Annotated in this window: 18 protein-coding genes and 1 pseudogene; 9 read left to right on the plus strand and 10 right to left on the minus strand. The window is 61.9% G+C overall.

The window, feature by feature from the left end; genetic code table 11:
- Positions 1-42 precede the first annotated feature (42 nt).
- On the plus strand, positions 43-309 hold the full coding sequence (locus tag ACQ4WR_RS05825) for a hypothetical protein (protein ID WP_092713984.1): 267 nt from the start codon (positions 43-45) through the stop codon (positions 307-309).
- 40 nt (positions 310-349) lie between these two features.
- On the opposite strand, the gene ACQ4WR_RS05830 is transcribed toward ACQ4WR_RS05825, so the two are convergent.
- Both ACQ4WR_RS05830 and ACQ4WR_RS05835 read right to left on the minus strand, forming a co-directional pair.
- Complete coding sequence (locus ACQ4WR_RS05830) at positions 350-1,099, minus strand: class I SAM-dependent methyltransferase (RefSeq protein WP_436485903.1); 750 nt, start codon at positions 1,097-1,099, stop codon at positions 350-352.
- A 68-nt stretch (positions 1,100-1,167) separates the two neighbouring features.
- Positions 1,168-2,076: a sulfurtransferase gene (locus tag ACQ4WR_RS05835; RefSeq protein ID WP_436485905.1), complete on the minus strand. Its 909-nt coding sequence runs from the start codon at positions 2,074-2,076 to the stop codon at positions 1,168-1,170.
- Between the two features lie 213 nt (positions 2,077-2,289).
- On the opposite strand from ACQ4WR_RS05835, the gene dnaE reads away from it, so the two are divergent.
- The gene (gene dnaE / locus ACQ4WR_RS05840) at positions 2,290-5,838 is read left to right on the plus strand and encodes a DNA polymerase III subunit alpha (protein ID WP_436485907.1); all 3,549 of its coding nucleotides are present in this window, start codon (positions 2,290-2,292) and stop codon (positions 5,836-5,838) included.
- 64 nt (positions 5,839-5,902) lie between these two features.
- Here the strand turns inward: dnaE and ACQ4WR_RS05845 are convergent, their stop codons facing one another.
- The 4 genes from ACQ4WR_RS05845 to ACQ4WR_RS05860 form a co-directional block, all read right to left on the minus strand.
- Positions 5,903-6,133, minus strand: coding sequence for a DUF6139 family protein (locus ACQ4WR_RS05845; RefSeq protein WP_131372015.1), 231 nt, complete (start codon positions 6,131-6,133; stop codon positions 5,903-5,905).
- Positions 6,134-6,306: 173 nt separating this feature from the next.
- Positions 6,307-7,302 (minus strand): VirK/YbjX family protein, encoded by a 996-nt coding sequence (locus ACQ4WR_RS05850; RefSeq protein ID WP_436485909.1) that lies wholly within the window; start codon positions 7,300-7,302, stop codon positions 6,307-6,309.
- A gap of 69 nt (positions 7,303-7,371) precedes the next feature.
- Positions 7,372-7,914, minus strand: coding sequence for a universal stress protein (locus tag ACQ4WR_RS05855; protein ID WP_436485911.1), 543 nt, complete (start codon positions 7,912-7,914; stop codon positions 7,372-7,374).
- A gap of 103 nt (positions 7,915-8,017) precedes the next feature.
- Positions 8,018-8,839 (minus strand): MipA/OmpV family protein, encoded by an 822-nt coding sequence (locus ACQ4WR_RS05860; RefSeq protein WP_436485912.1) that lies wholly within the window; start codon positions 8,837-8,839, stop codon positions 8,018-8,020.
- A 157-nt stretch (positions 8,840-8,996) separates the two neighbouring features.
- On the opposite strand from ACQ4WR_RS05860, the gene ACQ4WR_RS05865 reads away from it, so the two are divergent.
- The 4 genes from ACQ4WR_RS05865 (at position 8,997) to ACQ4WR_RS05880 (ending at position 13,379) form a co-directional block, all read left to right on the plus strand.
- On the plus strand, positions 8,997-9,683 hold the full coding sequence (locus ACQ4WR_RS05865) for a response regulator (RefSeq protein ID WP_102294225.1): 687 nt from the start codon (positions 8,997-8,999) through the stop codon (positions 9,681-9,683).
- Positions 9,680-11,068: a sensor histidine kinase gene (locus ACQ4WR_RS05870; RefSeq protein ID WP_436485914.1), complete on the plus strand. Its 1,389-nt coding sequence runs from the start codon at positions 9,680-9,682 to the stop codon at positions 11,066-11,068. Before ACQ4WR_RS05865 ends, ACQ4WR_RS05870 begins: the two co-directional genes overlap by 4 nt.
- Positions 11,069-11,185: 117 nt before the next feature.
- Positions 11,186-12,781 carry an ATP-binding protein gene (locus ACQ4WR_RS05875; RefSeq protein WP_436485916.1) on the plus strand — a complete coding sequence of 532 codons (1,596 nt, stop codon included), beginning with the start codon at positions 11,186-11,188 and terminating at the stop codon, positions 12,779-12,781.
- On the plus strand, positions 12,768-13,379 hold the full coding sequence (locus ACQ4WR_RS05880) for a response regulator transcription factor (protein ID WP_436485917.1): 612 nt from the start codon (positions 12,768-12,770) through the stop codon (positions 13,377-13,379). The genes ACQ4WR_RS05875 and ACQ4WR_RS05880 overlap by 14 nt, the downstream gene beginning before the upstream one ends.
- A gap of 15 nt (positions 13,380-13,394) precedes the next feature.
- Here the strand turns inward: ACQ4WR_RS05880 and ACQ4WR_RS05885 are convergent, their stop codons facing one another.
- The 4 genes and pseudogenes from ACQ4WR_RS05885 to ACQ4WR_RS05900 form a co-directional block, all read right to left on the minus strand.
- Positions 13,395-14,495 (minus strand): glycosyltransferase family 9 protein, encoded by a 1,101-nt coding sequence (locus tag ACQ4WR_RS05885; RefSeq protein ID WP_102294229.1) that lies wholly within the window; start codon positions 14,493-14,495, stop codon positions 13,395-13,397.
- A 35-nt stretch (positions 14,496-14,530) separates the two neighbouring features.
- The gene (gene msbA / locus ACQ4WR_RS05890; RefSeq protein WP_436485919.1) at positions 14,531-16,264 is read right to left on the minus strand and encodes a lipid A export permease/ATP-binding protein MsbA; all 1,734 of its coding nucleotides are present in this window, start codon (positions 16,262-16,264) and stop codon (positions 14,531-14,533) included.
- Positions 16,265-16,314: 50 nt separating this feature from the next.
- Positions 16,315-17,526 carry an O-antigen ligase family protein gene (locus ACQ4WR_RS05895; protein ID WP_436485921.1) on the minus strand — a complete coding sequence of 404 codons (1,212 nt, stop codon included), beginning with the start codon at positions 17,524-17,526 and terminating at the stop codon, positions 16,315-16,317.
- A 254-nt stretch (positions 17,527-17,780) separates the two neighbouring features.
- Positions 17,781-19,019, minus strand: a pseudogene (locus ACQ4WR_RS05900) (malic enzyme-like NAD(P)-binding protein); the annotation flags it as partial.
- 206 nt (positions 19,020-19,225) lie between these two features.
- Here ACQ4WR_RS05900 and ACQ4WR_RS05905 point away from each other — a divergent pair.
- The 3 genes from ACQ4WR_RS05905 to ACQ4WR_RS05915 all read left to right on the plus strand — a co-directional run bounded on the left by ACQ4WR_RS05905 (position 19,226) and on the right by ACQ4WR_RS05915 (position 21,444).
- Positions 19,226-20,251, plus strand: coding sequence for a LacI family DNA-binding transcriptional regulator (locus tag ACQ4WR_RS05905; RefSeq protein WP_436485923.1), 1,026 nt, complete (start codon positions 19,226-19,228; stop codon positions 20,249-20,251).
- Positions 20,252-20,359: 108 nt separating this feature from the next.
- Positions 20,360-20,833 carry a hypothetical protein gene (locus ACQ4WR_RS05910; protein ID WP_436485924.1) on the plus strand — a complete coding sequence of 158 codons (474 nt, stop codon included), beginning with the start codon at positions 20,360-20,362 and terminating at the stop codon, positions 20,831-20,833.
- A 77-nt stretch (positions 20,834-20,910) separates the two neighbouring features.
- Positions 20,911-21,444 carry a hypothetical protein gene (locus ACQ4WR_RS05915; RefSeq protein ID WP_436485926.1) on the plus strand — a complete coding sequence of 178 codons (534 nt, stop codon included), beginning with the start codon at positions 20,911-20,913 and terminating at the stop codon, positions 21,442-21,444.
- The last annotated feature ends 16 nt before the right edge of the window (positions 21,445-21,460 follow it).

Raw genomic sequence — 21,460 nt, forward strand, 5'->3', positions numbered from 1 at the left:
GCCTTTGGTCCGGCATAACTGATTTTATCAAGGAGCAAGAAAATGTCAAAAAAACACATCTACATCCGTTTTAATAACCGCAACGACAATGATAATCCCTTGCCATGGCGCGTGCTGACGCAGCAGGGCGAACATGACGGCGTGCTGGAGTTGACGCAGGAATTTGCCTCGGAAGTGCGCTTCAGCGCGCCAGTCGTCACCTCGGAAGACCAGATCGCTGCAGGCGTCTTCAAGTGGCACATCAAATCATCGGGCTATGTGTCCTGGCAGGGCGATATCTGCCTGGTCAGCGAAGAGCAGCCTGCCTGATACGTTGCGGCGCATGCGGCCGCAACGTGACCGGACCCGATTATTTGCGGGACAGGTAAAACGTCTCGCGCCAGCCTTTGTTGTAATCGTTCATCGTCGCGCTGTGTTCAGGATGGGCCGCGAAGTAGGCTGCCCAGTCATAGGTCTGCGATGTGTAGCCGAAATGCTCGGCCAGATACTCGACGGCGGCGCGCGACGGGCGGCCCACCAAAGTATGGCCATTACGGGTCAGGGAGTCGCTGCACGCCATCTGCTGGTCATCGACCGGTTCGCGCAGCAACTGAATGCTGTTGGGGTTATTGAACACCAGGCGGCTATCGTCGCTAGCGGCCGAGCTTGCATTGCCCTCGGGCGGAATCACTTCCGTATCGATGATGACAAAAGCGGCCCCCGTGCGCTCAATGCGGTCGAGCAGTTCCGCATGGCGGACGGTATGGTAATAAAAGCCCAGGCACAGGACCACGTCGTAAGTCTGTGCCTGCAGGTGTTCGAACACATCGCCGCAGTGGAAGTTGTAGCGCGACGGATCGATGCCATACTGATCGAAGGTGGCGATGGCATTGTCGATCAGTTCCTGGCGCGGCTCGATTCCCGTCACGTGCGCCGCTCCGGCCTGCAGGGCGGCGAAGGTCCAGCGCCCATCATGGCTGGCGATATCGAGAATCCGCTTGCCCGCGAGTTGATCGCTATTGCGGGCAATAATCGCAGCGTGACGTCCGTTGAGGCGGTCTGGAAACGGGCTGGTGACACTGGTTGTATAAAACCGGTCGAACTTGTTAAAAAATTGCATTTTTAGCTTTCCTTTTTTTACTCAATCCGTCAAGAGTCCACTCTGTACGCGATGCGCCGTACGGGCGCCTACGCCTGTTTTTTGCCGAAGCAATGCGGGCAAGACACCTCATATACATATTCCGGCGCCAGCTGCTGGCGTGGCGTGACGACGGCGCGGCAGACGAAACACTGCACGGTTTCCGTCGGTTCCAGCTTCGGGTTCAGGGCAGTCCGGTAGTCGAAGACGAAGCAGTCGCCCGTGTAGTGCTCGCCGCCCACTTCCTCGAAATACTTCAGGATACCGCCGTCGAGCTGGTACACGCTGTCGTAGCCGATTTCCTTCATGTGGATGGCGGCCTTTTCGCAGCGGATGCCGCCCGTGCAGAAGGTCACGACGGTCTTGCCTTCCAGCTCATCCTTGTGGGCGGCGGCCACGGCCGGGAATTCCGTGAACTTGTCGATACGATAATCGAGCGTGTTGTTGAACGTGCCCACGTCCACTTCAAACGCATTGCGCGTTTCCATCATGACCACGGGCTTGCCCGCATCGTCGACGCCGGCGTCCAACCAGCGCTTGAGCGTATGCGCGTCGACGGAGGGGGCGCGGCCCAGTTCCGGTTTGATCAGCGGCATGCGCATGGTGATGATTTCTTTTTTCAGCTTGACCAGCATGCGCTTGTGCGATTGCTCATTCGACAAGCTTTCTTTCCACTCCAGGTCGGCCAGGCGCGCGTCGCTGCGTACCCAGGCGAGGAAGGCATCGATATGCTCGCGCGTGCCCGACAGGAACATATTGATGCCCTCCGGCGTCAGCAGGATCGTCCCCTTCAGGCCCAGCGCCAGGCATTGCTCCTGGTACAGCGGGCGCATGGCTTCCGTATCGTCCAGCGTGATGAATTTATACGCGGCAATATTGACAAACGTAGTGGCGGGCGCGGCGGCCAGCGGGCTGGCGGCGGCGGAAACGGAGGGTGTTGCTGGGGTGATGGCTTGCATGATGGCGATCGGCTTAGACTGAACAGCCGATATTATAAGCCCGGCGGGCCGGGCGGGATACCCGCCGGGCCACCTTGTGCCGCGCTGGCCGGGTGTGCATGGCAGGAATTTCTTGCCGGCTGCCGGGGCGCGCTTCGCCGGTCCGGGGCCGCGACGCGGTAGAATAGACCCCATTGAATTTTGCAGGAAACGGTACACAGGATGGAAATGGTAATGCAAGAGGCCGGCGCTCCGGCAGGTGCAGCGCAAGATCAGCAGCAAGCCCCGCAAGGCCCTGGATTTGTCCACTTGCGCGTGCATTCGGAGTACTCGATCGTCGATGGCCTGGTGCGCATCGACGACGTGGTCAAGGCGGCCGCGAAAGACAAGCAGGTGGCGCTGGCCGTCACCGACCTGTCGAACCTGTTTGGCATGGTCAAGTTCTACAAGGAAGCGCGCGGCAAGGGCATCAAGCCCATCGTCGGCGTCGACGTGTGGATCACGAATGACGACAACCGCGAGAAACCGTCGCGTTTGCTGTTGCTGGCGAAGAACCGCATGGGCTATCTGCAACTGTGCGAACTGCTGTCGACGGCCTGGCTGACGAACCAGTACAAGGGCCGCGCCGAGCTGCGCATCGAGTGGCTGCAGGCGCTGGCGACGAATACCTATGACTTGTATCCGGGCGAAAGCGCGGCCAATGGCTTGATCGCGCTGTCGGGCGCGCACTTCGGCGATGTCGGCATTGCCATCGAGAATGGCAACCTGGCCCTGGCCGAACGCAATGCGCAGCGCTGGGCCGAGATTTTCCCCGGGCATTTCTATGTCGAAATCCAGCGCGGCGGCCAGGCCAACCAGGAAGCGCAGGTGCGCCATGCGGTGGCGCTGGCGGCCAAGCTGGGTTTGCCCGTGGTGGCCACGCATCCCGTGCAATTTATTTCGCCAGAAGAATTTATTGCCCACGAAGCACGTACCTGTATCGCCGAAGGCGAAATGCTGGCCAATGCCAAGCGCGTGAAACGTTTCAATGACAGCCAGCGCTTCCTGTCGCAGGCCGACATGGCCGAACTGTTCGCCGACCTGCCGGCCGCGCTGGCCAATTCCGTGGAAATCGCCAAGCGCTGCAATCTGACCTTGACCCTGGGCAAGCCGCAACTGCCGAACTTCCCCACGCCCGAAGGCATGACGATCGACCAGTTCCTCGTCGCCGAATCGCAGGCGGGCCTGGAAAAACGCTTATTACAGCTGTATCCCGATGCCGAACGGCGTGAAAAGGAGCGCCCGCGCTACGAGTCACGCTTGAAATTCGAGACGGATACGATTTGCAACATGAAGTTCCCCGGCTACTTCCTGATCGTGGCCGAGTTTATCCAGTGGGCCAAGGAAAACGGCGTGCCCGTCGGCCCGGGCCGCGGCTCCGGTGCGGGGTCGCTGGTGGCGTATTCGCTGCTCATTACCGACCTCGATCCACTGCAGTACAACCTGCTGTTCGAGCGTTTTTTGAATCCAGAACGCGTCTCGATGCCCGACTTCGATATTGACTTTTGCCAGGAAGGGCGCGACCGCGTCATCCAGCACGTCAAGGATTTGTATGGCAAGGAGGCCGTCTCGCAGATCGCCACCTTCGGTACCATGGCGGCCAAGGGCGCGATCCGCGACGTCGGCCGCGTGATGGATTTCGGCTACAACTTCTGCGACGGCATCTCCAAGCTGATCCCGTTCAAGCCGGGCAAGCCCGTGTCGATCGCCGACGCCATCGAAGAGGAACCGCTGCTCAAGGAGCGCCTGGAAAACGAGGAAGAGGTCAAGCAGCTGCTGGACCTGGCGCAGCAAGTCGAAGGCATCACGCGCAACATCGGCATGCACGCGGGTGGCGTCTTGATTGCTCCCGGCAAGCTGACGGATTTCTGCCCGCTGTACACGCAGGGTGGCGATTCCGGCGTCGTGTCGCAGTACGACAAGGATGACGTGGAAGCCGTCGGTCTGGTGAAGTTCGACTTTTTGGGTCTGACGACCCTCACCATTCTCGACCGCGCCGTGCGCTACATCAAGCAGCTCGACCCGGCGCAGGCGAACTTCGACCTGGCGACCTTGCCGCTGAACGACAAGCCGTCGTACGACTTGCTGACCAAGGCCAAGACCGTGGCCGTGTTCCAGCTCGAGTCGCGCGGCATGCAGGGCATGCTGAAAGACGCGCGTCCCGACCGCTTCGAGGACATTATCGCGCTGGTGGCGCTGTACCGCCCGGGTCCGATGGACCTGATTCCCGATTTCTGCAAGCGCAAGCACGGCGAACGCTTCGACTATCCCGATCCGCGCACGGAATCGATTCTGTCCGAAACCTACGGCATCATGGTGTATCAGGAGCAGGTGATGCAGATGGCGCAGATCGTCGGCGGCTACTCGCTGGGCGGCGCCGACATGCTGCGCCGCGCCATGGGTAAGAAGAAGGCCGAAGAGATGGCCGAGCACCGCGAGATCTTCCGCGCCGGTGCGGCGAAAGACGGCTTGACGGCGGAAAAAGCCGACGAGATCTTCGACTTGATGGAAAAGTTCGCCGGCTACGGTTTTAATAAATCGCACGCCGCCGCCTACGCCTTGCTGTCGTATCACACAGCGTATTTGAAAGCGCACCACACGGCCGCCTTCATGGCCGCCAACTTGTCGCTGGCCATGGACGACACGGACAAGATCAAGATTCTGGTGGAAGATTCGCTGGAAATCTGCAAGCTGACCTTGTTGCCGCCGGATATCAACGAATCCGATTACCGTTTTACGCCTAGCGGCGCCGCGCCGTCCGTCAGCGGCAAGAAAGTCACGCAGATCCGCTATGGCCTGGGCGCCGTGAAGGGTTCCGGCCAGAACGCCATTGAAGCCATCATCGCCGCGCGCGAAGCGGGCGGGCCGTTTACGAGCCTGTTCGATTTCTGCAAGCGGGTGGACAAGAAACAGATCAACCGCCGCACCATCGAGTCGCTGATCCGCAGCGGCGCGTTTGATTGCCTGAAGGTCGACCGCGCCATCCTGCTGTCATCCGTCGCCTTTGCCATGGAATGCGCGGACCAGGCGGCCAAGGCGGCCAACCAGGTGAGCCTGTTTGGCGGCGACGACAGCGACATGGTGGCGCCGCCCGAGTATGTCAAGGTGCCCGTGTGGACCGATAAACAGCGATTGACGGAAGAAAAGATCGCGCTGGGCTTTTATTTGTCCGGCCACCTGTTCGATTCGTATGCGCCCGAGGCGCGCCGTTTTGCCCGCACGAAACTGTCGGAACTGTCGCCGTCGCGCGAACCGCGCATGATGGCCGGCGTCATCACGGGCTTGCGCACGCAGATGACGCAGCGCGGCAAGATTCTCATCGTCACCCTGGACGACAAGAGCGGCACGGTGGAAGTGACGGTGTATGGTGAATTGTTCGATGCCAACAAGAAAATCTTCAAGGAAGATGAATTCCTCGCCGTCGTCGGCAAGGTGTCGGAAGACCGTTTTTCCGGCGGCTTGCGCATCACGGCCGAGAGCGCCTTCGACATCATCGCCGCGCGGGTGCAGTATGGCCGCCAGCTGGGCCTGGTACTGCCGGCCAATCTTGATACCAAGCGCATCCGCGACGTGATCATGCCGCACCGTGCCGAGACGGGCTTGCCGATCGCCGCGCGCGTCAGTCCGCAGGGTGTCAGCTGCGTGCTGCAGTTTGGCGACGAGTGGCGGGTGGCGCCGTCGGATGAATTGCAGACGGCGCTCGAGCAGATGCTGGGCGCGCAAGAGGTGGCCGTCGAATACTGACGGACGCCCTTGCCGCACAGAACAAAGCCAAACCGGAGCGATTCAGGTTTGGCTTTTTTTACATCTACATATCTTTCAGGCCCGTGATGGCGTAGCCCTTGGCGGCGATCTGCTGGTGCGGTTGGTCGATATGGTAGTCGGGCAAGGCCTGGGCATCGTCGGCCACTTCACTGGCGCGTACTTCCAGCTGCCAGTCCGTGTTGGTCACCTCTTCAGGGATGATCTTTCCTTCCGGCACTGCGAGATAGGAAAAAATGCCGTCGTGTTCGGCCCGGCGGTAGATGTCTACGCGCATGAATGCCTCCTGGTAAGCGTTGGGGGAACCGGCGCACTGCACCGATAGCGCTAGCGTAACAGGATTGTGGAATAAACGGGTTTCAGGCGTGTGCCGCAGGGGCGGGAATGTGCTGCGCAGGTGGCGGCTGCAATGACGCGGGGGCGGGGCGTCGTGCGCTTGGCCAGGGAAAATCAGGCGACGGCGGAAGCGTAGTCGTCGTCGAGGTCGAATGGCTGGCGCGTATCGTTGGCTGCTGGCGTGGCGTGGTTCAAGGCGACCTGGACAGGGTTACGATGAACGTCGAGGCCGCTGCGCAGGCTGGCGATCATGGCCAAGGTCAGTTCGTGGCGCTTGCGTGCTTCCGAACGTTTTTTTGATGGAATACTTTCCATGGCGGGCAGGGGCAGGTTTTCGCATGGCAATTCAAAATCACCGTCCTGGCGCAGCTGTGCGCCAAGTTCTTGCCAGAGTGCATTGTAGTCGGCGAACAAACGGCCTTTCCTGGCCGAGTGGTGCACGGCACGGTTGGCATTGCCGACCAGAATCATGTTACGGCAGCCATGTTCATGTCCCAGCTGGCGCACCAGGCGTACCATCAGGGCTTTCGGGCGCATGCCGTGCAGGTCGCGTGTTGCCTCACGCACGCGGCGCAAGCCTTCCGCGCCACGCGGGCCCTGCACGCAACCGATGCCGACGCTCATGCCGGAACGCGTGCGGCTGCCGAAGAAAGTAAAGGCCACTGAATAAATCACGTCGTTGCCATGCGCCAGTTGCAAGACCATCTCGCCTTCGCGGTCCATCGGCTGCAAGGAGCACAGCTGCAGATGGTAGGGCGCCCCCGATTTTCCCGCTACCGTTCCCAGGCGCACCGGCGCGCGCGCCGCCTGCGCCATCAGCTGTTCCCAGCCTTGCTGCAGGATGAAGTGGTAGTGCTCGACCAGTAAGGCCACGCGCTGGCGGCAAGAAAAATTCTTGCTCAGGTAGTGGCGGTAGACCTTGTGCATCAGGCGCGGATACGCATGCAGCAAGTCGGCAAAGACGGGGTGGGAGTTGAGCAGCTGCAGCCAGATGCGTGTTTGCGGCTGCTGCAGGCGCGCCCGCAATTGCAGCTTGAGCAGTTCGCGCGTGCGTGAGAAGCCAGGTGGCATGTTGGCCAGGCCAGCATGCAGGGTGATTGCTTGTGTCATCAGGCACTTTCTTTCCAAGGTAGTAAGGAAGACGGTCGGGAGGTGGTGCGTGGTGCGGGCCATAATTGTTCAGGCCGGCGGCGCTCCGCTCATGCCGTCGGTATCGGCCAGCAACACGGTGGCGCAGCGCGTGGCGCGTGCCAGCCTGCGCGCCAGGGTGCCGGAAAAGCGCCGCTGCCACGGGCTGGGCTTGAGAGCCGGCATGACGATTTCATGGCAACCGAGCAGTTCAGCCGCGTCGAGTATGGTGAAGAGCAGCTCGCCGGCGAAGATATGCGTACTGAAAACGATCTGTGTACGGCTCAGGTACAGGCCCGCTTCGTGCATCATCTGCCGGGTTGCCAGATCCAGCGTATCGCCATCGCTCGGGCCCAGTTGCGGCATGCCGTCCGCTGGGTGTAGCGGTGCCGGCGTCACGTGCAGCAGGCTGACGCTGACCTTGATGCCCCATTCCTGCAGGCGCCGGGCATAGCGCGCGCCATAGATGATGTCGCTGGCGCGCTTGATGGGCAGCAACAGCAGCAAGGTGTCCTGCATGGCCTTGCCGCAGCCGCCCGCCGCGCTGTCCGGGGCGCGGTCAAGACGTTGCGGGGCAGGGTGCGATGCATGCATGAAAGAGCTGGCTTCAGGAAGGAAACCGGGCCATCTTAGCCACGCCCTTTGCCCGTGTAAATTGGCGAAACAGCGTACGGGTTTCCCTTATGCCGCCTGTTTTTTAGTAACGGTAGGTGACGTAGAGCGCGGCGATCGGGGACGTCTTGCGCTGCACGATGGGACTCTTTGCCGCGTCGCCCAGGCGGCGTTCGACGCCAAGCAGGGTGTTGACGCCCCAGCGTGCATCGATGCGGTGTTCCCAGTTGACGGTGGCCTGCGCCTCATAGAAGCCGCCTTTGGGCGTGTATTGCTTGAACGCCGTATTTGCCGCCTGCGTCGCCGTCACGCCATACATGGTCTGCACATACTTGCGCTCGCCCCAACCCAGCTGCCCGCTGATGGTCACGCTGTCCTGCTGCGCGCCCTTGGCATCGGCCCGGCCATAAATCTGTCCGCTGGCGCCGAAATGCACGTTCGCGCCATTTTCCCGGTTCGACAGGGGAATGTCGCTGGCGATGCTCAGCGACAGGCCGGGCAGCGGCGAATAGCCGGCGCTCAGCAGCGCGCTGGCGTTGCCCTTGACTTCGCCCATGCCCTTCAGGAAATCGCTGCCACCCCAGCCATTGATACCCTTGCGCTTGTGGTCTTCGCGGTTGCCGCGGTAGCCCAGCGCGGCGCTGTAGCTGAAAGGCCCGGCCTGGCCGCCGTAGCCGATGCCGCGCGAGGTGCTGATGAACAGGCCATTGGCCATGGCGTAGTCGAGGATGATCAGCGGCGAGGCGGACAGTTTGTCGGCACCGGAATAGCTGGAAATGGCAGCAACACCGCCGCCGATGGTGAAGACATTTTCCGCGGCGGGCTCGGCAGCCACGGCGGCCAGTGGGTTGAGGGTCAGGCCGCTGGCCAGGGCCAGCGAGGTCAGCAGGGTGGTCGGTGTGTGCATGGCGTTTTCCGTCAGGTGGAGAACCGAGTCCGGAGTGGCTCGATTGACTGCGGACAGTATCTGCCTGTGTCATGAAGGAAAAATGAGCCTTTTATTAAGATTGCATGAAGAGGCTGTCTTTACCCATTCTTCAGCTTGCAGTGGTTTAATAGTACTCATGAAAATACTGCTGATAGAAGACGATATGGACCTGGGCAACGGCGTGCGCATTGCCTTGCGCGACCAGGGCCTGCAAGTGGTCTGGGTGCGCAGCCTCGAGGATGCGGCGCGCAGTATCGAGCACGACAGTTGCGAACTGGTGCTGCTGGACCTGGGCTTGCCGGACGGCGACGGACTCGACCTGCTGGCCCGCTTGCGCGCGGCGCGCCTGCCCGTGCTGATCCTCAGTGCCCGCGATACGCTGGAGCAGCGCCTGCGCGGTCTCGATGGCGGCGCTGATGATTACCTGGTGAAACCCTTCGTGCTGGCCGAGCTACTGTCGCGCGTGCGTGCGCTGGCGCGCCGCAGCTACGGTTTTGATGGCGATACCATCGAGTTGCGCGGCTTGCTGCTGCAGGTGCCCACGCGCCGGGTCAGCGTGCATGGCCGTGCCGTGGAGCTGACGGCAAGCGAATATGCCTTGCTGAAAACCTTGCTGATGCGCGCCAACCGGGTCATCACGCGCCGCGTGCTGGAAGAGCATATCTTGCCCGGCGGCCTGGCCAATGCCAGCAATACCCTGGATGTACATATGGGCAACTTGCGCCGCAAGATAGGCGAAGGCTATATCCGTACCGTGCGCGGCGTCGGGTATGTCATTGACCAGCACGGCGAGCCGCCTGCCCAGCCGGGACCGGGCGCATGATGGGCCGTTTCTGGGCCATGCTGCGCCGGCCCACCCTGGTACGCCGCCTGATGATCGCGCAAATGCTGATGCTGAGCGTGCTGTGGAGCCTGGCCGTGGCGTATGTGCTGTTGGAGGGCACGGGCGAGAACAGCAATGTGGGCCGCGGGGTATTGCGCGCCATTATCAGCGTGGCCGATAACCTGGCCGATCAGCCCGCGCGCCAGCAGCAGAGCCTGGGCCTGCTTGACGCGGCCTTGCGCGAAGAGTTTGACGATGGCGACGTGCCCGAACTGGCGCCGCGCATCCTGGTATGGCGCGATGGCCAGCTGATCTATAAATCGGCGGATGCGCCCAGCGGCATCCGCAGCGCCGGACCGGAACAGATGGAAGTGGTGTACGTCAAGGGCCAGGCCTGGCGCAGCCGCAGCCTGACCGAGGGCGCCACGCGCGTGACGGTGCTGGAAGCGGGCGGCGCCTGGCAGTTTTTCATCACCATCAATTCGCGCGGCTATTATTTGCTGCCTTTGCTGATCAGTTTGCCCTTCCTGCTGCTGCCGGCCTGGCTGTCGATCCGCCTGGCCATGCGTCCCTGGCGCAAGGTGGCGCAGGAGGTGGCCGCGCGCGGGCCGCAGGATTTGCGCCCGCTGGCGTTCAAGCCGCCGCACGGCGAATTGGCGGCGCTGGTCGACAATATCAATGCGCTGCTGCAGCGGGTCGATACCAGCGCCGCGCGTGAGCGCAGCTTCATCGCCGATGCCACGCATGAGCTACGCACGCCGCTGGCGGCGATGCGCGTGAATGTGGAAGCCTTGCAAGGCCAGACGCATGACCCGCGCCAGCAGGAGCTGCTGGATGGCATCTTAAATAGCGGCAATCGTGCCGCGCGCCTGGTGGGACAGTTGCTGCAGTTGACGCGCAACGAGGTGCAGGCGGAAGGGGGCGAGCGCCTGCCGCAGGTGCTCGATCTATTGCTGCAGGACCGCCTGGCCGCCCTGTCCGGCCTGGCGCAGGCCGGCGATATCGAGCTGGAATTGCAGGCCAGCGTGTCGCTGCGCGTGCCGGGCCAGCGCGAGAGCCTGGTGTCGCTGATTGATAACCTGGTGGAGAACGCCATCAAGTACAGTCCGCGCGGCAGCAGCGTGACGGTGTCGCTGCACGCTGAGCGCAAGCAGGCCGTGCTGCACGTGGCGGACCAGGGGCCGGGTATCGCGCCAGAGCTGTATGAGCGCGTCTTCGACCGCTTCTTCCGCGCGCCGCAGCAAGGGCAGCCGGGCAGCGGCCTGGGCTTGTCCATCGTGGCCTCGGTGGTGCGCCAGCATGGCGGCTCGATTCAGTTGCATCGGGGCAGTGGCGGCGTCGGCTTGCTGGTGGAAGTGCGCCTGCCATTGGCCGGCGGAGGCTAGCAGCCGGATGGCATGCGGGTATTGCAGGAAAATTATCGAATGTGCCTTTAACGCAATACCCCATGGCGTGGCGCGCGCCTGCGATGCATAATGCGGGACAGTCCGAACATACCGTCCATGCGCCCATCCGTTTCCCCCTATCTGCAGTATCCCGCCTTCGTCGGCCTGTATCTGCTGTTCGACTGGGCCACGTATATCGATCCGATGTACGGGCTAAATATTACGCCCTGGAATCCCGACCCGGCGCTGGGACTGGTATTTTGGCTGATCCATGGCCGCAAGGCGGCCTTGCCGTGGTTTATCGCCCTGCTGGCCGGCGAGGTACTGGTGCGCGGCATGCCGGCGGGCTTGCCCCTGACCTTGCTCTGCTCGGCCTGGCTGGTGCTCGGTTATGGCGGCATCGGCGCGGCCTTGCGCCGTGGTTTCAGCAGCAGCGACATCTTCGACAACCGGCGCCGCCTGAGCAGCTGGGTGGCCATCGTGCTGCTTGGCACGATGCTCAATGCGCTCGGCTACATCTCGCTGCTGTCGCTGACGGGACGCATCCCGGCCGGCGAATGGGTCACGGCGGTGCTGCGTTTCGGCATAGGCGACACGGTGGGCATCGTCGTGTCGATGCCGCTGATCTGGGTACTCGTCAGCGCGCGTGGGCGCGAGCGCCTGCGCTGTGCCGTCTGGCGCTGGGAAACCCTGGCCTACCTGGCGCTGGCCAGTTTTGTGCTGTGGAGCGTCTTTGGTTCCATTGTCCGCTCCGAATACAAGCATTTCTACTTTCTGTTTCTGCCGGTGATCTGGGCCGCGTCGCGCCAGGGCTTGCATGGGGCCGTGCTGGCCGTGTTCGTGCTGCAGCTGTGCATCATCACCCTGGTGAAATGGTCGCATGTCGTGAATATCCAGTTTTATGAATTGCAGATGCTCGATGCCGTGCTGGCGCTGGTGGGCTTTTTTATCGGCATCGTCGTCGATGAAATGCGCCAGGTGGCCGACGAACTGAAATACACGATGCGCCTGGCGGCGGCCGGCGAGATGGCCGCCGCCCTGGCGCATGAGCTGAACCAGCCGCTGACGGCCCTGTCGACGTACGGCAAGGCTTGCGAGTACCTGCTGGAGCGCGGCGAGAGCGGCGCCTTGCTGCAAAGCGCCGTTGGCCACATGATCGTCGAGTCGGGGCGCGCGGCGGAAGTGGTGCGGCGCTTGCGCGATTTCTTCCGCACGGGCGCGATGCAGCTTGAGGCGGTGGAGGCGAGCGCCTTGATCGCCGGCATGGCGCGCCAGTTTACGCCGCTGTTTCATGAGCATGGCATCAAGCTGGTGCTGGCGCCGCCGTCGCCGCTGGCCGTCAACGCCGACCGTCTGCAAATAGAATTAGTGCTTCGCAACCTGCTGGCCAATGCGCAGGATGCCGTGCTGGGCCAGCCGCGTGGCCAGCGCAGCATCACGGTGTCGGCCGAGCGTCTAGAGGGCGGGCGCCTGCGCCTGTCCGTGGAAGACAGCGGGCCAGGCATTTCGAACAGCCTGGCGGCGCGCCTGTTCGAACCGTTTGCCTCGTCCAAGGCCAGCGGACTGGGGCTGGGCCTGGTGCTCAGCCGCGCTATCGTCGAGGCGCATGGCGGCCAGCTGTGGGCCGAGGTGGGCAAGCATGGCATTTTTCGTTTTGTCCTGCCCCTGGCGCGCGCCAGTGGCGGCGCGACAGGAGAGTATGGTGACAAGTAATTTGACGGTGTTTATCGTGGACGACGACCCTGCCGTGCGCGATGCGCTGGGTTTGCTCCTGGGCGTGCGCGGTTACCGCACGGCCCTGTTTTCCTGCGGCGAGGATTTCCTGCACAGCTGGCGGCGCGAGTGGGCCGGCTGTCTGCTGATCGATATCCGCATGTCGGGCATGGATGGCTTGAGCCTGCAGCGCCGCTTGCTGGAACTCGGGTGTCTGTTGCCCGTTATTATCATCACGGGCCATGGCGACGTGGCGCTGGCACGCCAGGCATTCAAGGCGCAGGCCAGCGACTTCCTGGAAAAGCCCTTCGACCATGACAAGCTGCTGGCGGCCATCGACGAGGCATTTTCGCGCGAGGCGCACGCGCGTGGCCAGTTGCTGCGCCAGGTGGAAGGGCAAGCCTTGCTGCAGGCGTTGACGCCGCGCGAACGGGAGGTGATGCAGCTGGTCGTGACGGGCCAGCACAACCGCGATATCGGCCCTGCGCTGGGCATTTCCGTGCGGACCGTAGAAGTGCACAAGGCGCGCCTGATGGACAAGCTGGGTGTGGATAATGTGGCCGACCTGGTGCGCATCAGCATGCTGGCCACCAGCTAGCCCTTGTTACCTTGTCTAGGCGATCGCCTTCAAGACCTGTTCGACTGAAATCGCCTTGACCCAGTCGCTGCGCCGCGCCACCGTGATGACGGTGCTGTTGGCGCTGTCGAAGGGCGCCCATTCCGGATTCTTCTTGCGCATCAGCGCAACCACCGGCACATGCACGGCATTCGCCAGATGCATGATCGACGTCTCCACTGAAATGATCAGGTCGCATTGCGCCAGCATGGCGGGCAGCTGGAAAAAGTTGTCGACAGCGCTGAAGGCCTGCGTGCGCGGCAAGCCATGCGCCTGCACGACGGCATCCACCTTGGCCAGTTCCTGCGGCATGGCATTGATCAGGAAGCAGGCATCTTTCCATTTCGGCATCGCCTGCATGCGCGCTATCAGCTCGGCGATGCGTTCCAGCGGCCAGCCGCGCTTGTGCGACTTGGCAAACGGGTTCAGGAGTACAAGCGGACCCTGGCGCGGCGCGAAGCCCCAGGTGGCCAACTGGGCCTGAGCCTGCTGCAAGGCGGTGTCAGGGATGTGCACGAAGGGATAGCGTTCCGCCATGGGAATATCGAGTCCCGTCAGCTGATGAAACCAGTCCGCGTACACGCTGCTGATATGGTGTTCGCCCGCATCCTGGCCCGCATAGGAGGACAGCACGGCGTCGATCTTGCGGTAGGCCAGATAATGCCAGAGGCGCAGCGGGCTGAACGGCTTGCGCGTGCCGATCACCAGCCCATCCGTGCTGATCATGCGTGCCAGGTCCGCGTATAGCTGCGGGCGGATATGCGCCAGCGAGACGACTATCGGGTAGTGCTCCGCCTGCGCTTCGCGCAGCGATTCTTCGTAGAGTGCGGGGCTGTAAGTCTTGCGGTAAACCTTGGTGAAGAAGCCGGATTGTTCGACCCAGTCGTACAGCGAGTAGGTGCGCAGGCTCTCCCATTGCTTGGCATCGGAAGTGCGCCGCACTTCATCGACCCACAGGTGGATCTTGATGTGCGGATAGGCTGCCGCAAAGGCGCGAAAGCCATTTTGCAGATAGGTGAAGTCTCCCAGCGCCAGGTGGGCGATGAAGAGGATTTTGTCCGACTTTTGAAGAAGTTCGGCGGGAATCAAGGGCGTCATGTATCAGTGCGATTTCAGGTATTTATTCGATGGTATCAAACCACTTGCTGGGAAAATTGCAGGCGATGCAGATTGGCGTATGCGCCGTTGGCATCCAACAATTGCTGGTGACTGCCGGTTTCCATTATTTTCCCATGCGACAATACCACGATACGGTCTGCGCGTTCAATCGTTGATAATCGATGGGCAATAACTAAGGTTGTTCTGCCCAGCATCAGGTGTTCCAGCGCCGCTTGCACGGCCCGTTCCGCTTCCGTATCCAGCGCCGAGGTGGCTTCATCGAGGATCAGGATGGGTGCATCCTTGTAAATGGCGCGGGCGATGGCCACGCGCTGGCGCTGGCCGCCGGACAGGCGCGAACCATTGTCGCCCAGGCGCGTTTCCAGGCCGTCCGGCAAACCATCGATCACGTCCGACAGGAAGGCGGCCGCCGCGGCCGCTTCGATGCGTCGCCGGTCCGGTGCCGCATCGCCGTACGCGATATTGGCGGCCAGGCTGTCATCGAACAGCACCACGTTCTGGCTGACCATGGCAATCTGGCTGCGCAGGCTGGTCAAGGCGATGTCATCGATATTCTGGCCATCGAGCAAGATTGCGCCACTGCTGGCCGAGTAAAAGCCGGGCAGCAGGCTGACCAGCGTCGATTTGCCGCCGCCGGACATGCCGACAAAGGCCACCGTCTGTCCTGGCTCGATGCGCAGGTTGATGTGCTGCAAGGCCGGTTCCGCATGGCCTGGATAGGCAAAGCTGACGTCGTTGAATTCAATGCGCCCGCTGCAGCGGCCAGCCAGCGGCTTGCCGCCCGTCCGCTCCGGCGTCTTGTCGATCAGCAGGAAGACTTCTTCCGCGGCGGCCATGCCGCGCTGCAAGGGACCGTTGACTTCAGCCAGCTGCTTCAAAGGCGTCAGCAGCATCAGCATGGCCGTGATGAAGGAAACAAACCCCCCTACCGTGATCTGTCCCTGCTCCGACTGGAACAGGGCCATCACGATGACCAGGGCCACGGCGGCGGCCGTGATGACCTGGGTGATGGGCACGGTGGCGGAAAAGGTCGTGGTCATGCGCATGCTGTAGCGGCGCAATTGTTCGGCGCGCTCTTCAAAGCGCGATTTCTCGTAGTCCTGGCCGCCGAAGATCTTGATCACTTGCTGGGCGCGCGTGGTTTCCTCGATGACCTGGGTCAGTTCGGCATTGACGGCCAGCGAGTCGCGGTTGAGCTTTTTCAGGCGCTTGCCCGTGGTGCGCACGACGATGGTCAGCACGGGCAGCAGCACCAGGGTGACCAGGGTCAGTGCCCAATTCAGGTACAACAGCCATGCCAGCAGGCCCAGCACGGTCAGCGATGAACGCACGATGGAAGTAAATACCTTGGTTACCATCTCGATGATCTGCTGCACCTCGAACATGATGGAGTTGATGACTTTGCCGACCGTGTGCGTGTTGTAGAAGTCGATGGGCAAGTTGAGCATGCTGGCAAACATCCTGCGCCGCAACTCGTTGAGAATGCGCGTGGAGACATAGTTCATCAGGTAGCTACTGGCAAAGGTGGACACGCCGCGAACGAAAAAGATGCCAATGACGATCAGTGGCACCAGCCAGTAGGAAAACTCGACCTTGCCGCCGAAGCCATTGTCGAGCAGCAGCTTGAGCGCATACGGCAGCAAGGGCTCGGTGCCCGCCGTGACGACCATCGCCAGCAGGGCCAGGGCCAGGTGTTTTTTATAGGGCGCATGCAGCGCGGTAAGGCGCTTCAGATCGGGCGTCAGCATCAGTATGGTTCCTGGCAGGCAAGGTAAGAGCGGTCAGCTGGAAAGAACATTCAGGCCGTGCGCTCTTGATGGCGCAACATGGCCCACAGCATCACCATCGGGAAGACCAGCATGATGATGCCGATGTTTAAGGTTAACGAACTCGTCGTCAATCCAAAAATCAGGTAGCAGGTACAAAGGATGCTGCCGCCCAATGCATACGGCTTGGCTGCGGCGGGACTGTGGCGCAATGCGCGCGCGAATAGCGTCAGCGGCATGAAGAACAGGGCCAGCAGAGTGAGCAGGCCGAAAGTGCCGCGCTTGACCATGGCATCGATGTAGTCGTTATGCGCGTTGGTATAGTCGAGCACAATCTTGTTCATGCCTCCCTCGGCCGCCAGTTGCTGTTTCGCGGCCAGGTAGCCAGTGCGCCCCATGCCCAGCCATATATTTTCACCTGACAAGGCTATTGCCGTGCGCCACATCTCTATCCGTTGCCCGATGGATGTGCTGACATCGCCGTTGTGCTCATATTTTTTCAAGTCGTCAATGGCGACGGCTGCACGTTCACGTACAGGGGAATTTGGAAGCGCGTACGCGATGACGGCTACCGCCAAAAACAATGTCAGCAGGCCGGCCAGATAGTGCTTGCCGCGGCCTCTTGAATAATGCACGGCGAAGATGCAGCCGCACACGGGCAATGCCAGCCAGCCACCGCGACTGCCACTGACGATGGAGCCGAGGATACCGGCCAGGGCACCGGTGAGCAGTAGCGCTGCCCAGACGGTGCGATGGCGCTGTTCCCGAGCCCAGCCCAAGCCGCAGAGGGCCAGCATGCCCAGCAGCATGCTGGCATTGCCGAAGTGAATGGCGTTGCTGGTTGCCGCCTGCGGACGTTCCATATGCAGTACGGTCAATTGCCAAAGCGCGACTGCCGCTCCGGCGATGGCACCGATGGCCACGCCGCCCCACCAGGCAGCAGGGCGAGGTGGATAGGCGAGCAGTAACAGCAGTACAGGAATGGCCAGCAGCGCGCGCAGCGGGATGTCGAGCTCGCGTGCCGGATCGGCGTGGTACAGCATATTGGCCGTGAACATGGCGAAATACAGCAGCAGGGTGCCCAGCAACAGGTAATCGCGACCTTGCAGGTTCAGGCGCGGCCGTTTCCAGAGCAGGTAGATGCTGGCTAACAAGAGAACCAAGGCGCCAAGTGAATATCCGCTGGTGACGGCCAGCGCCAACGCTGAGAAAAGAAAAACACAAACAGAAGTCAGGCCGAGCATGAATATCCTTGGTAACACGTCATCGCCGTTATGGCAACTGTAACAACATAAAGTAGGCGTCATTGTAATCGAAGGTTCATGCAAAAACGCTCTTGAGAAAAATTTCGAATTGACAACTACTTTAGCGCTTACTCGGGCAGAAAGGAAAAAACCATGGTTTTCAGCCATGGTTTTTTTGTAAGCAATAGTAAATTGCTGGAATTTTTGACAAGGCAAGCGTCTGCTTGCCTTGGGTATCAAGCTGTCGCTGGGATGCGCGTGGCCACACCGGTGGCGATCGCCGCTTGCGATACGGCAGGCGCAACCCAGCTGCGCAAGCGCTCGTCGAATGGCGAAGGAATCAGCTGCAGCGGCGTCAGGGCGCTGCTCTCGTGACCTGGCAGCGGTTCTTTCGCCAGGGCGGCGATGGCGCGCACGCACGCCAGTTTCATCTCTTCATTGATGGTGGTGGCGCCCACGTCCAGTGCGCCGCGGAAAATGTACGGGAAGCACAGCACGTTGTTGATCTGGTTCGGGTAGTCCGAGCGGCCGGTAGCAACGATGGCGTCGTCACGCACGGCATGCACTTTCTCCGGGGCGATTTCCGGGTGCGGATTGGCCAACGCGAAGATCAGCGGCTTGGCGGCCATCGATTCGACCATCTGCGCGCTCACCACGCCGCCTTTCGACACGCCGATGAAGATGTCGGCGCCAACCATGGCGTCGGCCAGGTCGCGGTCGCTGGTGTCATTCGCGTAGCGCGCCTTGTTCTCTTCCATACTGGCATCGCGGCCCGGGTAGATCACGCCCTGGCTGTCGCACACTTTCAGCAGCGACTTGTTCAGGCCCAGCGAGACCAGCAGGTCCAGGCAGGCGATCGAGGCCGCGCCGGCGCCCGAGACGGCCACCTTGACGTTGCCGATATCCTTGCCCACCAGTTCCAGGCCGTTCAGGATGCCGGCCGCGACGATGATGGCCGTGCCGTGCTGATCGTCGTGGAAGACGGGAATGTTCATGCGCTTGCGCAATTGCTGCTCGATGTAGAAGCAGTCTGGCGCCTTGATGTCTTCCAGGTTGATGCCGCCAAAGGTCGGCTCCATGCGCACCACGGTGTCGATGAACAGGTCGGGATCATTTTCGGCCAGTTCGATGTCGAACACATCGACGTCGGCGAACTGTTTGAACAGGCAAGCCTTGCCTTCCATCACGGGTTTGCTGGCCAGCGGGCCGATATCGCCCAGGCCCAGCACGGCCGTGCCGTTGGTGATCACGGCCACCAGGTTGCTGCGCGAGGTGTAGGTGCCGGCCGTGCGCGGATCTTCGACGATCGCTTCGCAGGCAAAGGCCACGCCCGGCGAGTACGCCAGGGTCAGGGCGCGGGCGTCGCCCAGCGGTTTTGTTGGCGTGACGGAAATCTTGCCTGCGCGGGGTTCCGCGTGATAGGCCAGGGCGGCTTCTTTCAGGTTGAAGGTTTCGCCGTTCGGTTCGGCGTGCTTGCTGTGGGAAGTAGACATAAGAATTCTGGGAAGGGCAATCAGGCCCGAGTGGTAAGTCCGAGCCATGGTATGCAAGCGTTTGCACGCTGTCAAGGCTGGATTGTGCTTAAGCAGACCAAAACCGCTTTGAATAGCGGCAATATTTCAATGCAAGCGTTTGCTCGGTTTTTGACGGCAGTGACATTTTTTGCGATAAAATCACGGTATTGCGATCCGGGAAGCCCATGACAAACAAGAACCCCACCTTAAGCGACGTTGCCCGGGCCAGCGGCGTGCATTTTTCCACCGTGTCGCGCGTGATGAATCCGCAAACGCGGCAAATGGTCAGCGCCGAGGTCGCCGCGCGGGTGCTGGCCGAGGCGGGCCGCCTCGGCTACCGGCCCAACCGCGCCGCCTCCACCCTGGTCACGCGCAAGTCGCGCATCATCGGCGTGGTCTTGCCCGACATCACCAACGCCGTCTTTCCCCCGATCCTGCTGGGCATCGAGGAAGGCTTGCGCAAACACGGCTACCTGGCCATCGTCGCCAACGTCGGCGCCGACGAGGAAGAGCAGCTGTTTGTCATCAACCGCCTGCTGGGGCAGCAGGTCGACGGCCTGATCCTGGCCACGGCGCGGCGCCACGATCCTGTCATCAAGATGTGCATCGACCAGAACGTGCCCGTCGTCACCGTCAACCGCAGCGACGAGACGGGCGTGGCCTCATGCGTCGTCAGCGATGACGTGGTGGGCATGCGCCTGGCCGTGGAGCACTTGCTGGCGCTGGGCCACCGGCATATCGCGCATATCGCCGGCCCGGAAAACCTGTCCACGGGCCATGTGCGCCGGCTGGGCTTCCTGGCCGCCATCCAGGCCAGCGAACTTGATCCGTCGCAAGCCTTTGTTTTTGAAAGCAGCGGCTACTCGCGCGAGTGCGGCAAGGCGGCCCTGCTGGAGCTGCTGCGCCAGTCGCCGCAGACGACGGCCGTGGTGACGGGCAGTGACCTGGTGGCCATCGGCTGTTACGACGCCATCCGTGAACTGGGTTTGAGTTGCCCTGAAGATATTTCCGTCGTAGGGCATAACGATATGCCCTACATGGACATGATCCGCCCGCCCCTGAGCACCATCCGCATCCGCCACCACGGCATCGGCACGGAAGCGGCGCGATTGATCCTGCAAACCATCGAATCGCCCGAGTCGTCCGTGCTGGACGTGCGCCTGAAGCCGGAGCTGGTGGTGCGCGAATCGACGGCCCCGCCGCGCGCCTGACACCTTTTGCCCTTCTTTCGCCTGAGTATGTTTAAATCTTGATATTGATAATTATCAAGACAACGCCATGCAATCGACAGCAAAGCAAGCCCGGCAGGGAGGCCGCTGATGCCCAAGAACTTCGGCATGCCCGGCAACGCCTGGCGCTATGCGCTGGGCAGCGACTATGGCTATTGTTCGCCCTTGCTCGACGGCATAGAGTTTGAAAACGAGTGGGTCACCATCCGCGAATCGGCGATCCGCATCCGCGCCGGCTACGCCTGGGATGGCTGTTCGCCGTGTATCAGCGTGCTCGGCCTGTTTTACGTGGGCACGCCCGATGGCGCGCAGCACCTGGGCTTGCCAGCAACGTATCACGCCAGCCTCGTGCATGACGTGCTGTGCCAGTGGCGCGCCGAGATTCCCGTCACCCGCGCACGCTCGATCGCCATTTTTCACCAGTTGCTCAAGGACGTGCGCTTCCCCCTGGCCGGACTGTATGCGGGCGCTGTCTTCCTCTTCGGGCCGCGACGGTTTTTCCAGGCACCGGGAGCGCCCGGCGCCGCGGCCCCGCCCGCCGGCACCCGCCAGGCGCAACATTAAAGCGCCCGCCGCGCCGCCGCAGGGGCCGCATGGTGTTAAACTGGCGCCCCTCATCGTTTCTCTTGCCCTCTACCGCCATGACCAAAACCAACACGCCTTCCCCGAAACGCCGCGAAGAGGGCGTCGCCAAGCTGACCGTCAATCCTTTCCTGGACGCCGAGTTTTATGCGCGCATGCGCGATTACACGGAACGCGACGCGGCCATCATCAAGGAATTGAAGGCCATCGCCGAGATCCGCGCCGGCAACAAGCAGCCCGATCCCCGCCTGGCGCCATCGCTGGAGGCCCTGCGCAGCACCGTCAAGAAGGGACTTAGCTTTGGCGAAATGCTCGAGCGCATGGCGGCCGGCAAGGAAAAGGGCCTGTGGGAACCGTGGATGACGACGTTTGGCATCGAGATCCGTGCCGTCAATTACGGCGCCGGTCCGCGCAACGCCTGCCTGGTGCTGGACCTGGCAGCCAATGCGCCGGCGCACGCCATGTTTGCCAAGGCCGGCATCCAGAACTGGCGCAGCCTGGCCGCTGACGATTGCTCCGTCGTGCGTTCGGAAAAAGCCACCGAGACGTCGCCTTTGAAGGTGTACGCCGTGTTTTACCTGGATCCGGCCTGAGTCGTGCCCATATCCG

Origin of the sequence: Janthinobacterium amylolyticum (assembly GCF_051380655.1) — a bacterium.
In the GTDB taxonomy this organism is placed as follows: Bacteria; Pseudomonadota; Gammaproteobacteria; order Burkholderiales; family Burkholderiaceae_D; genus Janthinobacterium.

Bases quoted from the DNA above. Each gene is read 5' to 3' on its own strand.
- ACQ4WR_RS05910 (WP_436485924.1), top strand. From the start codon at position 20,360: ATGCCCAAGAACTTCGGCATGCCCGGCAACGCCTGGCGCTATGCGCTG.
- ACQ4WR_RS05885 (WP_102294229.1), bottom strand. From the start codon at position 14,495: ATGACGCCCTTGATTCCCGCCGAACTTCTTCAAAAGTCGGACAAAATC.
- ACQ4WR_RS05860 (WP_436485912.1), bottom strand. From the start codon at position 8,839: ATGCACACACCGACCACCCTGCTGACCTCGCTGGCCCTGGCCAGCGGC.
- ACQ4WR_RS05865 (WP_102294225.1), top strand. From the start codon at position 8,997: ATGAAAATACTGCTGATAGAAGACGATATGGACCTGGGCAACGGCGTG.
- ACQ4WR_RS05880 (WP_436485917.1), top strand. From the start codon at position 12,768: ATGGTGACAAGTAATTTGACGGTGTTTATCGTGGACGACGACCCTGCC.
- ACQ4WR_RS05830 (WP_436485903.1), bottom strand. From the start codon at position 1,099: ATGCAATTTTTTAACAAGTTCGACCGGTTTTATACAACCAGTGTCACC.
- ACQ4WR_RS05870 (WP_436485914.1), top strand. From the start codon at position 9,680: ATGATGGGCCGTTTCTGGGCCATGCTGCGCCGGCCCACCCTGGTACGC.
- ACQ4WR_RS05875 (WP_436485916.1), top strand. From the start codon at position 11,186: ATGCGCCCATCCGTTTCCCCCTATCTGCAGTATCCCGCCTTCGTCGGC.
- ACQ4WR_RS05895 (WP_436485921.1), bottom strand. From the start codon at position 17,526: ATGCTCGGCCTGACTTCTGTTTGTGTTTTTCTTTTCTCAGCGTTGGCG.
- ACQ4WR_RS05835 (WP_436485905.1), bottom strand. From the start codon at position 2,076: ATGCAAGCCATCACCCCAGCAACACCCTCCGTTTCCGCCGCCGCCAGC.
- ACQ4WR_RS05915 (WP_436485926.1), top strand. From the start codon at position 20,911: ATGACCAAAACCAACACGCCTTCCCCGAAACGCCGCGAAGAGGGCGTC.
- ACQ4WR_RS05825 (WP_092713984.1), top strand. From the start codon at position 43: ATGTCAAAAAAACACATCTACATCCGTTTTAATAACCGCAACGACAAT.
- msbA (WP_436485919.1), bottom strand. From the start codon at position 16,264: ATGCTGACGCCCGATCTGAAGCGCCTTACCGCGCTGCATGCGCCCTAT.
- ACQ4WR_RS05905 (WP_436485923.1), top strand. From the start codon at position 19,226: ATGACAAACAAGAACCCCACCTTAAGCGACGTTGCCCGGGCCAGCGGC.
- dnaE (WP_436485907.1), top strand. From the start codon at position 2,290: ATGCAAGAGGCCGGCGCTCCGGCAGGTGCAGCGCAAGATCAGCAGCAA.
- ACQ4WR_RS05845 (WP_131372015.1), bottom strand. From the start codon at position 6,133: ATGCGCGTAGACATCTACCGCCGGGCCGAACACGACGGCATTTTTTCC.
- ACQ4WR_RS05850 (WP_436485909.1), bottom strand. From the start codon at position 7,302: ATGACACAAGCAATCACCCTGCATGCTGGCCTGGCCAACATGCCACCT.
- ACQ4WR_RS05855 (WP_436485911.1), bottom strand. From the start codon at position 7,914: ATGCATGCATCGCACCCTGCCCCGCAACGTCTTGACCGCGCCCCGGAC.